Here is a 13,789-nt window from a genome sequence, read left to right as displayed (position 1 = left end):
GCAACACCCCCTCCGGCAGCGGAGTGATCCAGTCCGCCACCTGGAAGGCGGCGATCCGCTGCCCGGCGCGGGCGATCTGCTGGTAGACGCTGTCGTCCCACCAGATGTGGTACGTGTCGACCACCACCCCGACCACGTCCGGGTCGAACCGCTCGGCGATGTCGAGGGCCTGACCGAGGGTGGCGATCACGCACCGGTCGGCGCAGAACATCGGGTGCAGCGGTTCGATGGCCAGCCGCACCCCGGCGGCGGCGGCCTCCGGGGCGAGTTCGGCGATCGCGTCGGCCACCATCCGCCGGGCCCCGTCGACGTCGCGGCTACCGGCCGGCAACCCGCCGGAGACCAGCACCAGTTCCCGGGTGCCGAGGATGGCGGCCTCCTCGATGGCCCGGCGGTTCTCGTCCTGCCAGCCCGGGGCGGTGAAGAACCCGCCCCGGCACAGCGAGGTGACCTCCAGCCCGGCGTCGCGGACCAGCCGGGCGGCGCGGTCCAGGCCGTACTCCTGGACCGGCTCCCGCCACAGGCCGATTCCCGGCACCCCGGCCGCCGCACAGCCGGCGACCACCTCGGTCAGCGGCCAGTGCTTCGCGGTGGCCTGGTTGAAGGAGAACCGTTCCAGCCCGGGGGCCGGAGCCACCCGGCTCACCGGGGCGGGAGCGCTCACTGCGCCACCCCCGCCACGGTGAAGTACGCCCGGGCCCGGGCGGCGGCCAGGTCGGCGTCCGGCAGCAGCCCCGCGGAATCGGCCAGGACCAGCAGCCGAGCCAGGTGCGCCGGGGAACGGCCGGCCTGCTGCCCGGCGAGCATGGTGAAGTGGTCCTGGTGCCCGGTCAGCCAGGCGAGGAACACGATGCCGGTCTTGTAGTGCCAGGTCGGCGTGGCGAACAGGTGCCGGGCCAGCGGCAGGGTCGGGGCGAACACCTCGTCGTAGCTGGCCAGGTCGCCGGCGTCGAGCGCGGCCAGCGCGGTGGCGGCGGCCGGCGCGATCGCGGCGAACACGCCGAGCAGCGCGTCGGAGTGTCCCTGCTCGTCGCCCCGGATCAGCTCGGGGTAGTTGAAGTCGTCGCCGGTGTAGAGGCGTACCCCCTCGGGGAGCCGGCGGCGCAGGTCGACCTCGCGCTCGGCGTCGAGCAGCGAGACCTTGATGCCGTCGACCCGGGCCTGGTGGTCCTTGATCAACTGCAACACGGTCTCGGTGGCTTCGTCCAGGTCGGTCGAGCCCCAGTAGCCGGCCAGCGCGGGGTCGAACATGTCGCCGAGCCAGTGCAGCACGACGGGCTGGTCGGCAGCGGTCAGCAGCCGGTCGTACACCTGGAGGTAGTCCTCCGCGCCGGTCGCTGTCGCGGCGAGCTGCCGGCTGCACATCAGCACCGGCCGCGCCCCGGCGGCGGCGACCTCGGCGAGCTGCTCGAGGTACGCCTCGGTGATCAGGGGTAGCGCGCTCGGGCCGGGCGGGAGCTGGTCGGTGGCGACCCCGGCGACGATCCGCCCACCCACCGCGCGGGCCTCGGCGGCACTACGCCGGATTAGTTCCCGGCAGGCGGCGTGGTCGAGCCCCATGCCGCGCTGGGCGGTGTCCATCGCCTCGGCCACCCCGAGCCCGTACGACCAGAGGTGGTGCCGGAAGGCCAGGGTGCGTTCCCAGTCGACGGCGGCCGGGGCACCCGGTACGTTCTCCGCGGCCGGGTCCGCCACGACGTGCGCGGCGGCGTACGCCACCCGGCTGGTCGACGGCCCGGCGGGGCGCGCGAAGCCCTGCCCCCCGCGCAGCCGGTACGTCTCGCCGCCGGGCAGGTTGACGGTGACGCTCATCGGTTCAACTCCGGCACCTCGACGCGGCGCCCTTCGCGGGCGGACTCCAGACCCAGCTCGGCGAGCTGCACGCCACGCGCCCCGGCGAGGAAGTCCCATCCGAACGGGTCGCCGGCCACGACGTGCCGCAGGAACGCCTCCCACTGCACCTTGAAGCCGTTGTCGAACTCATCGTTGTCGGGCACCTCGGTCCACTGGGCCCGGAAGTTCTCGGTGGCGGGCAGGTCCGGGTTCCAGACCGGCTTGGGGGTGACGGCGCGGTGCTGTACCCGGCAGCGGCGCAACCCGGCGACGGCGCTGCCCTCGGTGCCGTCGACGTGGAACTCGACGAGTTCGTCGCGGTGTACCCGGGTGCACCAGGACGAGTTCAGCGCGGCCACGACGCCGCCGTCGAGTTCGAAGATGCCGTACGCGGCGTCGTCGGCGGTGGCCGGGTAGCTGCGGCCGGCCTCGTCGACCCGCTGCGGGATGTGCGTGGCGGCGAGGCAGGTGACCGCGCGCACCGGGGCGAACAGCTCCTCCAGCACGTACTGCCAGTGCGGGAACATGTCCATGATGATGCCGCCGCCGTCCTCGACCCGGTAGTTCCAGGAGGGACGCTGGGCGGGCTGCCAGTCGCCCTCGAAGACCCAGTAGCCGAACTCGCCGCGCACGGAGAGGATCCGGCCGAAGAAGCCGCCGTCGATCAGCCGCTTGAGCTTGCGCAGGCCGGGCAGGAAGAGTTTGTCCTGCACCACGCCAGTGCGGATGCCGGCCGCGTCGGCGGCCCGGACCAGTTCCATCGCGGCGGCGCTGGACTCGGCGAGGGGCTTCTCGGTGTAGATGTGCTTGCCGGCGTCGATCGCCTGCCGGATGGCCTTCTCCCGCTGCTGGGTCACCTGCGCGTCGAAGTAGATCTCGGCGTCGTCGCGGGCGAGCGCGGCGGTCAGGTCGGTGGTCCAGTCGGTCAGCCCGTGCCGCTCGGCCACGGCGCGCAGCCGGCCCTCGTCGCGGCCGACGAGGATCGGCTCCGGCCAGATCCGGGTGCCGTCGGGCAGAGCCAGGCCGCCCTGTTCACGCAGGGCCAGCAGCGACCGGACCAGGTGTTGGCGGTATCCCATCCGACCGGTGACGCCGTTGACGATGATGCCGATCGACCTTCGGGTCATGGTCGTCCCTTCGTGTGTTCAGGTAAGCGCTTTCCTGGCAGCGTAGGGGGGACCCGGCACGCCAGGCAAGAGCCTGCACCCAAGGATCTTGCGGTAGCCTGTCCGTCGACCGCGCCGGGCGCGGAAGCCGGACGCACACGGGGGTGACAGTTGGCAACCTTGGCCGACGTGGCCCGCCGCGCGGGCGTCTCCCCCGCCACGGCCTCCCGGGTGATCAACGGCAGCAGCAAACCGGTCGCCGACGAGCTGCGCGAACGGGTGCTGCGCGCCGTCGCCGAGCTGCGGTACGTCCCGAACGCGCACGCCCAACTGCTGGCCCGGCCGCAGCGCAGCGTGGTGGGCGTGGTGGTGCACGACGTCTCCGACCCGTACTTCGCAGAGCTGACCCGGGGCCTGCAACGGGTGGCCACCGACCGGGGGCGGCTGGTGATCATCTGCAACAGCTACCGCGACCCCGAGCGCGAGCTGGAGTACGTCGAGATGCTCCGCGGCCAGCAGGTCGCCGCGATCGTGCTGGCCGGTTCGGGCTACCACGACGCGGACTTCACCGCCCGGCTCACCGAGAAGCTGGCCGCGTACGAGGCCACCGGCGGCCGGGTCGCGGTGGTCGGCCGGCACGAGCACCCGGGCGACGCGGTGATGCCCGCCAACGATGTCGGCGGCCGACTGCTCGCCGAAGAACTGCTCCGCCTGGGGCACCGGCAGATCGGCGTGATCGCCGGTCCCCAGGTGCTGACCACGATCACCGACCGGTTGGGCGGGCTGCGGGCCGCGCTGGCCGAGGCCGGTGCGCCGCTGCCGGAGGAGCACATCCGCTACGCCGACTTCGACCGCGACGGTGGAGCCCGCGCCGCCGCCGCGCTGCTGGACGCCTGTCCCGGGCTGACCGCGCTGGTGGCGCTCAACGACTCGATGGCCGTCGGCGCGTTGGCCCTGCTGCGGCAGCGGGGCATCCGGGTGCCCGAGCAGGTGTCGGTGGTGGGCTTCGACGACATGCCGGTGGCCGCCGACGTCACCCCGACGCTGACCACGGTCCGGTTGCCCCTGGTCGAGCTGGGGGCCCGGGCGATGACCCTCGCCCTCGACCCGGCCGGCGGCGGGCCCCGGGTCGAGGTGCTTCCCGCCACCCTGGTCCGCCGCGAGAGCCTCGGCCCCGCGCCGCGCTGACCGACCACGGCGCCGACGGGAGCGGAACGGCTCAGGCCCGCGCGGTGGCCAGTTCCGCCAGCCGGGGGATCTGCCGGGGGTCGGCCAGCGCCGACCCGACCGCGACCACCTTCACACCGGCCGCGAGGAAGTCCCCCGCGTTGTCCGCGTCGATCCCGCCGGTGGCCACGAACCGCAGCTCCGGCAGCGGCCCGGCCATCGCCCGGAACCACTGCGGGCCGAGGCTCACCGCCGGGAACGCCTTGAGCCAGACCAGCCCGTGGTCGAGGGCCCGCTGCGCCTCGGTCGGGGTGGCGACCCCCGGCAGGTGCGGGATGCCGTAGGTCACCGCCGCGTCGGCGATCGCCAGGTCGAGCCCGGGCGCGACGGTGAACGCGGCACCCGCGGTGGCCGCCAGGCGGACCTGGGCGGGGGTACGGACGGTGCCGGCCCCCACCGGGCGGCCCCGCTCCCGGCCGGCCGCGACGGCGGCCCGCAGGGACTGCCCGGCCTCCGGCGTGCGGATCGGCACCTCGACCACGTCGATGCCCAGCTCCCACGCCTGCTCGGCGAGGCGGACGGTCTCCGCCACCGGCAGGTCACGCAGGATCACCATCACCCGGACACCGGCGAAGATCGGCGCGAAGTCGTGCGAGGTCATCGGCTGCTCCTGTCTGGATCATTGCCGCCCGCGCGACGCGGCACATCGGGATCGCTGCCGCCCGCGCGACGCGGCACGGCGGGAATCAGCCCGACCCCCACCGGGTCGAGCTGCGCCCAGGCGGCGGCGGGCAGGGCGAGCAGCCGGCCGACCAGTTCCTGCCCGGGCGGCGGCGCGGTGTCGCCGGGGACGGTCAGGGTGGGTGCGGCGCAGAGGTGGCCCAGCCGCAGGCAGTCGCGGGGGGCGAGGTCGCGTAGCAGCCCGGAGAGGAAACCGGCGGCGAAGGCGTCGCCAGCGCCGACCGGTTCGCGTACCGGCACCCGCAGCGCCGGCACGAACACGGCAGGGCCGGTGCGCGGCAGCAGGGTCGCGCCGATTCCGGCGTCCTTGACCACCACCAGGTCCGGTCCCGGCAGCAGCGCACGCACCGCGGCCGGGTCGGCGCATCCCCAGAGGGTGTCCGCCTCGTCCTGCCCGACGAGGACCACGTCGGCCCGGTCGGCGAGCCGGCGCAGCACCGGCGCGGCGGCGGTGGGCGGCCAGAGCCGGGTTCGGTGGTTGACGTCGAAACTGATCCGGGCCGCACCCAGCGGCCGGTCGGTCAGCGCGTACTCCACGAGCGCGGCACACGACGGCGAGAGCGCGGCGGTCACCCCGGTCAGGTGCAGCAGCCGGACCCCGGCCAGCCGCCGGTCGTCCAACGCGTCCGGGCCCAGCCGGGAGGCGGCGGAGCCGGACCGGTAGTAGTGCACGGCGGTCCGGCCCGGGTCTGGGTCCTTCAGGTAGACCCCGGTGGGCGCGGTCGGGTCGACCTCGACCAGGGCGTCCACCCCGGCGTCGGTGACGTGCCGGACCACCCGCCGCCCGAACGGGTCGTCGCCGACCCGGCTCACCCAGCCCACCCGGTGGCCGAGGCCGGCCAGCGCCACGGCCAGGTTGGACTCCGCGCCGCCGACCGAGACGCCGAGCCGGTCGGCCCGCTCCAGCGACGCCACCGGGTCGGGGGTGAGCACCACCATGGTCTCGCCCACGGTGGCCACCTCCGGTCCACCGGTCGCGTCCCGGCCCGGCCCGGCCGGGTGCCCGCCGGTCATGCCTCGTCCCCGTGGTGCAGCAGGGCGGCGATCCGCGTCCGGTCCAGGGTGCCGTCGGCGACCAGGACGGCGTGCCGGCCGCGCCGGTCCCCGCCGGCCGGCACCACGGCCGGGTGGTCGAAGGCGAAAGCCACGCAGACACCCGGGTACATCGCCGTCCGCACGAACCACCGGTCACCCGGGCCCAACCCCGTGAAGACCAGGGTGTACGCCCCACCGCCCGGTGCCACCCCGGTCATCGCCACCCAGGGCGCGGCGCTGCCGTTGGCGGCCTGCTCCCCCGCCGAGTCCGGGGTGAACACCGAAGGCTCACCGTCGGCCACCGCCCGCCAGAAGAACCCGCCGTAGCCGGCCCCGCCGGGGCGGCCGTTGGTGGCCGGGCTGCCCAGGCGCACGTCCCGTCCGGCCGGGGCGGTGAGGGTGTAGTCGGCGTCGAGCCGCCACACGTCCGTCGCCACCGCCGTCGCGCCGAGCCGTCGGTGCTCGGTGAGCAGCACGCCGCCGTCGCGGTCGCGCCACTGCAACTGGTGTTCCAGCCGGTCCGGGCCACGGTCGACCCAGTTGGTGTGGGCAATCACGCCGTGGTCGTCCCGCCAGGTGTAGCCGCTGCCACGTACGTACGTCCGGCCGCCCCACAGGTTGGTGCCGTCGACGTCCTGCACCGCCAGGGACGCCCCGAGGTGCCAGACGTGGTCGGCGGGGAAGGCGTCGGTGACCGGTGTGCCGGCGATGGTCCGGACCGGGTGCAGGTACGGCCGGGGGCCGTGCCGGGGGTCCAGGTCGGGGTTTAGCACGTACCGGGCGACCTCGACGTCACCTACCCGCAGGGTCGGTTCCTCGGTCACGGCGTCACCACCCGGGCCAGCGGTCGGGCGACCGCGTGCAGTGCGGCCAGGGCGTATCCGGCGAGGATCGGCACCGCCACCGGGGTGACCAGCGCGGCGAGCAGTCCGGCGAGGACACACACCGCGCTCGCCGCGGCCCAGGTGCCGGGGCGGTCCAGCCCGGTACGCGCCGCCGCGCGGGCCGCGTCCCGCCAGCCCCGCCCGCCGGTGCGGCCGACCGCCACCACGACCAGCCCGGCGTACCCGGTCAGGGCTGCGGCGACCAGGGCGGTGACGGCCAGGGCGGGTGGCCCGCCGGGGACCCGCCCGGCGGCAAGCGCCAGCAGGTCGGCGCCGAGGGCGACGGCGACGGCGAGCGCGACGGCGCTCGCCGTCAGGCCGGTTGGCAGCGCCCGGGTGAACCGGGCCGCCGTGGTGCGCAGCGCCGGCCAGCCGCCGTTGGTGATCCGGTCGTGCACGGCGGCGCTGGCGACGGCCGCCGCCGGGGCGAGGGTGAGCAGCGGCAGCGCGGCCAGCACCAGCAGGAAGCCGAGCAGCGCCAGGTCGGTGGCGTCGCGCAGGGTGTCCCGCCAGTCCCGGCGGGGTTCGGTGTCGCTCATCCCTTGAGTCCACTGGTGTTGATGCCCTCGACGAGCATCCGCTGGAAGGCGAGGAAGAACAGGAAGACCGGCAGCAGCGACAGCACCGACATGGCGAACATCGGCCCGACCGCGCTCTGGCCGGTGGAGTCGATGAACAGGGTCAGCGCCACCGGCACCGTGTAGTCCTCCAGGTTGGACAGGAAGACCAGCTGGCGGAAGAAGTCGTTCCAGGTCCAGATGAACGAGAAGATCGCGGTGGTGACCAGCGCCGGGCGGCTCAGCGGCAGGATCACGTGCCGGAAGGTGCCGTACGGGCTCGCGCCGTCGATCTTGGCGGCCTCGTCCAACTCGCGGGGGATGCCGCGCATGAACTGCACCATCAGGAAGACGAAGAACGCCTCGGTGGCGAGGAACTGCGGGATCAGCAGCGGCAGGTACGGCCAGTCGCCGCCGACCAGGCCCAGGCTGCGGAAGAGGATGTACTGCGGCACGATCAGCACGTGCCCGGGCAGCAACAGGGTGCCGATCATGACGGCGAACCAGATCCCCCGCAGCCGGAACCGCAGCCGGGCGAAGGCGTACGCGGCCAGCAGGCAGGAGACCGCGTTGCCGACCACGGTGAGCAGGCTGACCATGGCGCTGTTGAGAAAGAACCGGCCGAAGCTGAGGTCGAAGTTGCTCCACCCCTCGGTGTAGTTGCCCGGCGTGAACCGTTGCGGCAGCAGACCGATGTTGCTGACGATCTCCTGCTGCGACTTCACCGACGTACCGACCATCCACAGCAGCGGATAGAGCACGACCGCGACGATCACGACCAGGACGACCAGCCGCAGGGCCTGCCGTCCGCCCGGCCTGCGAACTCCCTGCCGGCGTGCCGTCGAGGTCACCGCCACCATCACCGCTCCCCGTCGGAGTAGTGCACCCAGAACCGCCCGGTGCTGAAGAAGACCGTGGTGATCAGCGCGATCACGATCAGGAAGACCCAGGCCATCGCCGAGGCGTAGCCCATCTCCAGGTCGGTGAAACCGGAGATGTACAGCTTCAACGTGTACATCAGAGTCGAGTCGACCGGGCCGCCGGTGCCGTTGCTGAGCACGAACGCCGCGGTGAAGCCCTGGAAGCCGTTGATGGTCTCCAGCACCAGGTTGAAGAAGATGACCGGGGAGAGCATCGGCAGGGTGACGTGCCAGAACTGGCTGACCCGGCCGGCCCCGTCGACCGAGGCCGCCTCGTACAGCTCGCTGGGCACCTGCTTGAGCCCGGCCAGGAAGATCACCATCGGGGCGCCGAACTGCCAGATCGCCAGCAGCATCAGCGTCTCCAGAGCCCACTCCGGGTCGTTGACCCAGGGCAGCCCCTCGATGCCGAAGATGGCCAGGAACGAGTTGAACGCGCCGTCCCGGTTGAACATGTTCACCCAGACGATCGCCAGGGCGACGCTGCCGCCGAGCAGCGACGGCAGGTAGAACAGGCCGCGGAACAGCCCGACGCCGCGCCAGGCCCGGTTGAGCAGCAGCGCGACGCCGAGCGCGGCGGCGAGCTTCAGCGGGACGGCCACCAGCGCGAAGGTGAGGGTGACCCGCACCGCGTGCCAGTACGACGGGTCGGCGGTGAACATCCGCTCGTAGTTGGCCAGCCCCACCCACTGCACCTCGGACAGCGGAGTGAGGATGTCGTAGTTGGTGAAGCTGAGGTAGAGCGAGAGCAGCATGGGGATCGCCGTGACGCCCATCAGTCCGATGAGCCAGGGCGAGAGGAATACGTAGCCGGCCAGACCTTCACCGTGCCGGTCCCGCCCGGCCCCACGCCGGGAGGCGTGGGGCCGGGCGGAACGGGTGGGTCCGGTCCGGCCGGGGGCCGTGGTGAGGGCCACGGGCCGGCTCCTTTCCGTCAGCCGCGAGGTCAGGCGATCGCGGACTTGCAGGCGGCGAGGAACTGCTTCGCCGCCTCGGCCGGGGTGGCCCGGCCGTACTGAGCGTTCTCCGCGGCCTTGACCAGCTCGGACTTGACCTTGCTGTGGCCCTTGATCGGCACCTGCGGGGAGGGGCCGAACGTCGCCGCCAGCTCGGTCTCGACCGCGATCGACTGCTTCATCGCCGGGTCGGTCACGGTTTCGCTGACCTTGGCCCGCAGGTCCATGTTCGAGGGCAGACCACGGTCGGTGCCGAGCAGCGCCACCGCCTCCGGGTCGTTGGCCAGGAAATTGATCACGTCGACCGCGGCGTCCCGGTTCTTGCTGCCCTTGAACACCGACCAGTACATCGACGCTCGCGCCCACTGGGCGCTCGGGTCACCCGGGTACGCCACGACACCCAGATCGTCGGAGGTGTTTTTCTTCAGGTCGGGCATCTGGTTGACCCAGACCCAGGAGGTCGCCGACTTGCCGGTGACCACGAGTTGCTTGGTGATGTCGCTGGAGTTGCCCTCGTGGATCACGTCCGGGGTCGGGGTGGCGCCCCGGTCGCGGGCCCCCTTCCACAGCTCGAACCAGCGGGTCACGTCCGCCTCGTCGAAGCCGAGGTCCTTGCCCTTGTACAGGTCCTTGCCCTGCTGGCGCAGCCACACCCAGAGCGCCTTGTAGTCGGCGCTCGGGTCCTGCGTGCCGGGGACCTTGGTCTTCTTCGTCACCTGCTCGGCCCAGGCGATGTGCTCCTCCCAGCTCATGCCGGTGGTCGGCTCCGGGAGGCCGTGCTTGGTCAGCAGCGTCTTGTTGTAGACCAGGCCCTGGGTGTTCTCCCCCGCCGCCACGCCGGCGAGCTTGCCGTCGACGATGCCGTACTCCAGCAGGCTCTTGGGGAACTTGGACACGTCGAGCTTGCCGGAGTCCTTGTAGCTGGTGAGGTCCAGCACCGTGCTGCGGCCGGCGTACTCGGCGAGGTAGTTGTCGTCGATCTGGAAGATGTCCGGTGGGTTGCCGCCGGCGGTGAGCGTGGCCAGCTTGTCGAAGTACCCCTGGTTGGCCTGGAAGGTCTTCTCGAAGGTCACGTTCGGGTTCTTCTTGGTGTAGAGGGCCAGGGCGTCCTCGGTGAGCTTGGCCCGGCCCTCGCCGCCCCACCAGAAGATGGAGAGCGTGACCTTGCCGTCACCGGGGGCGGCCCCGTCGTCGCCGCAGGCCGCCGCGCCGAACATCAGCGGGGCGGCGACCACGGCGGCGACCACGCCGCGCAGGATCCGGCGGCGGGGTGCTGCCAGGGTACGGAAGGAGGGGCCGGCCGGCGAGCCGGCGGTGGGGGGCGTGACGGGGTGCATCAGTGCTTACTCCTCGGCGTTAGGAGGCGACGGCGTCACCGGTGACACCCACCGGGCCGCCGAGTTCCGCACGGCGTGCGGGCCCGGGTCTGCCGACGGACCACCGGAACGAGTTCGACCGGAGCCCGGCACGGGCCCGGTCGAGTCGCGGATGACCAACTCGGTCTGGAGCATTACCTGTGCGGTGGTGCGACGGTCGCCGACAGCCGCGGCCCGTCCCCCGCCGCGCGGGCGGGGCTCGGGGTCGTGTTGCAGCAACATGTCGACGGCCGTCCGGCCGGCGGCCGCGGTCGGCGTGGCCACCGTCGTCAACTTGGGGCGGGTGAGCCGGCTCAGCGCGATGTCGTCGATCCCGACCACGCTGACGTCCTGCGGTACGCGCAGACCGAGCTGGTCCAGCCCTTCGATCAGCCCGATGGCCATCAGGTCGTTGTACGCGAGCACGGCGGTGACGCCGCTGCGGCGTACCTGCTCGGCCTGCGCGCCGCCACCGGTCTCGGTGGGCGGGTTGGGGCCGAGCACGGTCAGCTCGGCACCGCCGGAGCGGGCGGCGGCCCCGGCCGCCCGTCGGATCTCCCGGTTGGTCCAGGACCCGCGCGGGCCCCCGAGCAGCGCGATCCGTCGGTGGCCGAGGCCGAGCAGGTGCTCGATCGCGGAGCGGGCGCCCTGCCCGACGTCCATCACCACGCAGGGCAGGCCGGCGACCTGGCGATTTATCACCACCACCGGAACCTCCCGGCTGACCTGCTCGATGAGGGCGTTGCTCATCCGGGGGCTGCACAGCAGCACCCCGTCCACCTGCTTGGCCAGGGCGTGGACCAGCTCCTCCTCGGCGGCGGCGTCCTCGTTGGTGTCGGCCACGAAGACGTGGTAGTCGCGATGCCGGGCCTGCCCCTCGGCCGCCTTGATCAGCGGCGGGAAGAACGGGTTGGCGATGTCGGCGATGATCAGGCCGATGTTGTGCGTCCGACCGGTGATCAGCGCCCGCGCCGCCCGGTTGGGCCGGTAGCCCAGGTCCTCGGCGCAGGCCAGCACCCTGACCCGGGTGTCCGGATTCACCAGGTGCGGTGCCGAGAAGGTGCGGGACACGGTGGAGATGTGCACGCCCGAGGCCCGCGCGACGTCGCGGATGGTGGCTGGCACGAGCGGACCTCCCCCGTCAGGCGTGTGGCTGCGGTCACAGCGGTGCCGCCCATTAATGCAAACGGTTGCGCCAGTGTCAACGGCTTACTGTTACGGCTCGATGACAAAGAGCCTCCCAGCACCCCGACAAGTCCGCATCAATATGGGCAAAAGCCACCGGATTGGCGGCGATCATTGACGCGGTCTCCGTTCGCGTGGTTTCTTCGCTGCAAACCTTTGCAGCCTGAGCGGGAGGTCGACCGCATGTCATCACCACCCGGGCGGCGTCGCCACGCCCTGGTCGGCACCGGTGCCCGGGCCGAGATGTTCGTCCGCGCGCTGGTGACCGAGCACGCGGACACCGCGGAGCTGGTCGCCTTCGCCGACGTCAACCAGCGGCGGATGGACGCCCACAACCGGTGGCTGGTCGCCCTGGGCCACCCCGCCGTGCCAACGTACCCGGCCGCCGACTTCGCCACCATGCTCGCCAAGGAACGGGTCGACGTGGTGCTGGTGACCACGATCGACTCGACCCACGACGCGTACATCGTCGCCGCGCTCCGCGCCGGCTGCGACGTCATCACCGAAAAACCGATGACGGTGGACGTCCCACGCTGCCGGCGGATCCTGGACGCGGTCGCCGAGACCCGCCGGCAGGTCACCGTCGCCTTCAACTACCGCTACAACCCGCTGCACGAGCAAGTGCGCCGGCTGCTCGCCGACGGGGCGGTCGGCGAGATCGGGTCGGTGCACTTCGAGTGGCTGCTGGACGTACGGCACGGCGCCGACTACTTCCGCCGCTGGCACCGGGACAAGGCCACCTCCGGCGGGCTGATGGTGCACAAGGCCAGCCACCACTTCGACCTGGTCAACTGGTGGCTGGACGCCGCGCCGGTCGACGTGTACGCCGCCGGACGGCTCTTCTTCTACGGCGAGAGCGGCCGCCGGCACGGGTACGCCCGCGACTACGACCGGGCACACGGCGCCCCCGCCGCGGCCGACGACCCGTTCGCGCTGCGGCTGGCCGAACACCCCCGACTGCGGGAGCTGTACCTCGACGCCGAGACCGAGGACGGCTACCAGCGCGACCGCAACGTCTTCGCCCCCGGGGTGAGCATCGAGGACGACATGGCGGTACTCGCCCGCTACACCAACGGCGCGACGATGACCTACCACCTCACCGCGTACGCCCCCTGGGAGGGCTACCGGGTGATGGTCAACGGCAGCCACGGCCGGCTGGAACTGGAGGTCGTCGAGAACGACTTCGTCAGCCCGGCGGCGGCCGGCGCGCTCAAGGGCGCAGCGCTGCACGGCGACCAGGCCGCCGTCGAGGCCGGCGGCGCGACCCTCACCCTGCGCCCGTTCTGGCAGCCACCGACCGCCATCCCGGTCGAGGGCCACACCCGCCAGGGCCACGGCGGCGCGGACGCCCGGATGACGAGGGTGCTCTTCGGCGGCGAAGCCGACCCGCTGCACCGCGCCGCCACCGCCCGCGACGGCGCGCTGGCCCTGCTGACCGGCCTGGCGGCCAACCGCTGCATGGAGACCGGTGAGCCGGTCCGGGTCGCTGACCTGATCACCCTGCCCTGACCCTGCCGAGGAGGCCCTGTGCCGACCCCTGACGACGTGCTCCTCCCCGCCGACCCGGGTGTCCGCCGGCTCGCCCGGGCCCTGTACGCCCTGGCCGGGCCGCAGCCGATCATCTCCCCGCACGGGCACGTGGACCCGGCGATCCTCGCCGAGGACCGGCCGTTCCCCGACCCGGCCCGACTGCTCATCGTGCCCGACCACTACCTCACCCGGATGCTGCTCAGCCAGGGCGTCCCCCCGGCGAAGCTGGGGGTGCCGACGGTGGACGGCAGTCCGGTGGAGACCGACGGGCGGAGCATCTGGCGACGATTCGCCGCGCACTGGCACCTGTTCCGGGGCACCCCGTCCCGGCTCTGGCTGGAACGTACCTTCACCAGTGTGTTCGGGGTGACCACGCCGCTGAGTCCCGCCACCGCCGACACCGTCTACGACGAGCTGGCCGCCCGGCTGGCCGAGCCGGAGTTCCGGCCCCGGGCGCTGTTCACCCGGTTCGGTATCGAGGTGCTGGCCACCACCGAGTCGCCCCTGGACGACCTGGGGC

Annotated in this window: 14 protein-coding genes; 3 read left to right on the top strand and 11 right to left on the bottom strand. The window is 72.8% G+C overall.

Annotated elements, in window-relative coordinates; translation table 11 throughout:
* The 3 genes from E1166_RS24600 to E1166_RS24590 form a co-directional block, all read right to left on the bottom strand.
* Positions 1-619 (bottom strand): TIM barrel protein (locus E1166_RS24600; protein ID WP_207914480.1); only part of this gene is annotated, 619 nt, incomplete at its 3' end.
* A gap of 41 nt (positions 620-660) precedes the next feature.
* On the bottom strand, positions 661-1,812 hold the full coding sequence (locus tag E1166_RS24595) for a dihydrodipicolinate synthase family protein (protein WP_132342334.1): 1,152 nt from the start codon (positions 1,810-1,812) through the stop codon (positions 661-663).
* The gene (locus E1166_RS24590; protein ID WP_132263527.1) at positions 1,809-2,960 is read right to left on the bottom strand and encodes a Gfo/Idh/MocA family oxidoreductase; all 1,152 of its coding nucleotides are present in this window, start codon (positions 2,958-2,960) and stop codon (positions 1,809-1,811) included. The genes E1166_RS24595 and E1166_RS24590 overlap by 4 nt, the downstream gene beginning before the upstream one ends.
* Before the next feature lie 150 nt (positions 2,961-3,110).
* Between E1166_RS24590 and E1166_RS24585 the strand changes: the two genes are divergently transcribed.
* A complete protein-coding gene (locus E1166_RS24585; protein ID WP_132263525.1) occupies positions 3,111-4,127 on the top strand; it encodes a LacI family DNA-binding transcriptional regulator in 1,017 nt (338 codons plus the stop codon).
* A 31-nt stretch (positions 4,128-4,158) separates the two neighbouring features.
* Here E1166_RS24585 and E1166_RS24580 read toward each other — a convergent pair whose 3' ends face one another.
* The 8 genes from E1166_RS24580 to E1166_RS24545 are packed head-to-tail and all read right to left on the bottom strand — an operon-like array spanning position 4,159 to position 11,679.
* Positions 4,159-4,767 (bottom strand): bifunctional 4-hydroxy-2-oxoglutarate aldolase/2-dehydro-3-deoxy-phosphogluconate aldolase, encoded by a 609-nt coding sequence (locus E1166_RS24580; protein ID WP_132263523.1) that lies wholly within the window; start codon positions 4,765-4,767, stop codon positions 4,159-4,161.
* Positions 4,764-5,861 (bottom strand): sugar kinase, encoded by a 1,098-nt coding sequence (locus tag E1166_RS24575; RefSeq protein ID WP_132342333.1) that lies wholly within the window; start codon positions 5,859-5,861, stop codon positions 4,764-4,766. The genes E1166_RS24580 and E1166_RS24575 overlap by 4 nt, the downstream gene beginning before the upstream one ends.
* Positions 5,858-6,706: a PmoA family protein gene (locus tag E1166_RS24570; RefSeq protein WP_243710496.1), complete on the bottom strand. Its 849-nt coding sequence runs from the start codon at positions 6,704-6,706 to the stop codon at positions 5,858-5,860. Before E1166_RS24570 ends, E1166_RS24575 begins: the two co-directional genes overlap by 4 nt.
* Positions 6,703-7,305 carry a hypothetical protein gene (locus E1166_RS24565; RefSeq protein ID WP_132342332.1) on the bottom strand — a complete coding sequence of 201 codons (603 nt, stop codon included), beginning with the start codon at positions 7,303-7,305 and terminating at the stop codon, positions 6,703-6,705. The genes E1166_RS24570 and E1166_RS24565 overlap by 4 nt, the downstream gene beginning before the upstream one ends.
* Complete coding sequence (locus tag E1166_RS24560) at positions 7,302-8,183, bottom strand: carbohydrate ABC transporter permease (RefSeq protein WP_132342331.1); 882 nt, start codon at positions 8,181-8,183, stop codon at positions 7,302-7,304. The genes E1166_RS24565 and E1166_RS24560 overlap by 4 nt, the downstream gene beginning before the upstream one ends.
* Positions 8,183-9,160, bottom strand: coding sequence for a sugar ABC transporter permease (locus tag E1166_RS24555; protein WP_132342330.1), 978 nt, complete (start codon positions 9,158-9,160; stop codon positions 8,183-8,185). The genes E1166_RS24560 and E1166_RS24555 overlap by 1 nt, the downstream gene beginning before the upstream one ends.
* Before the next feature lie 29 nt (positions 9,161-9,189).
* A complete protein-coding gene (locus tag E1166_RS24550; RefSeq protein WP_132342329.1) occupies positions 9,190-10,536 on the bottom strand; it encodes an extracellular solute-binding protein in 1,347 nt (448 codons plus the stop codon).
* Between the two features lie 6 nt (positions 10,537-10,542).
* On the bottom strand, positions 10,543-11,679 hold the full coding sequence (locus E1166_RS24545; protein WP_132342328.1) for a LacI family DNA-binding transcriptional regulator: 1,137 nt from the start codon (positions 11,677-11,679) through the stop codon (positions 10,543-10,545).
* Between the two features lie 243 nt (positions 11,680-11,922).
* On the opposite strand from E1166_RS24545, the gene E1166_RS24540 reads away from it, so the two are divergent.
* A complete protein-coding gene (locus E1166_RS24540; RefSeq protein WP_132342327.1) occupies positions 11,923-13,248 on the top strand; it encodes a Gfo/Idh/MocA family oxidoreductase in 1,326 nt (441 codons plus the stop codon).
* A gap of 18 nt (positions 13,249-13,266) precedes the next feature.
* Positions 13,267-13,789 (top strand): glucuronate isomerase (locus tag E1166_RS24535; RefSeq protein ID WP_207914478.1); only part of this gene is annotated, 523 nt, incomplete at its 3' end.

The sequence above is a fragment of the Micromonospora sp. KC213 genome, from assembly GCF_004348325.1.
Lineage (GTDB): Bacteria > Actinomycetota > Actinomycetes > Mycobacteriales > Micromonosporaceae > Micromonospora.
The sequence above is the reverse complement of the archived record's forward strand: the minus strand, read 5'-3'. Positions and strand labels throughout refer to the sequence as shown.

Excerpts from the sequence above, each read along its gene's own strand:
- E1166_RS24595 (WP_132342334.1), bottom strand. The coding sequence starts at position 1,812 with ATGAGCGTCACCGTCAACCTGCCCGGCGGCGAGACGTACCGGCTGCGC.
- E1166_RS24590 (WP_132263527.1), bottom strand. The coding sequence starts at position 2,960 with ATGACCCGAAGGTCGATCGGCATCATCGTCAACGGCGTCACCGGTCGG.
- E1166_RS24580 (WP_132263523.1), bottom strand. The coding sequence starts at position 4,767 with ATGACCTCGCACGACTTCGCGCCGATCTTCGCCGGTGTCCGGGTGATG.
- E1166_RS24575 (WP_132342333.1), bottom strand. The coding sequence starts at position 5,861 with ATGACCGGCGGGCACCCGGCCGGGCCGGGCCGGGACGCGACCGGTGGA.
- E1166_RS24565 (WP_132342332.1), bottom strand. The coding sequence starts at position 7,305 with ATGAGCGACACCGAACCCCGCCGGGACTGGCGGGACACCCTGCGCGAC.
- E1166_RS24560 (WP_132342331.1), bottom strand. The coding sequence starts at position 8,183 with ATGGTGGCGGTGACCTCGACGGCACGCCGGCAGGGAGTTCGCAGGCCG.
- E1166_RS24550 (WP_132342329.1), bottom strand. The coding sequence starts at position 10,536 with ATGCACCCCGTCACGCCCCCCACCGCCGGCTCGCCGGCCGGCCCCTCC.
- E1166_RS24540 (WP_132342327.1), top strand. The coding sequence starts at position 11,923 with ATGTCATCACCACCCGGGCGGCGTCGCCACGCCCTGGTCGGCACCGGT.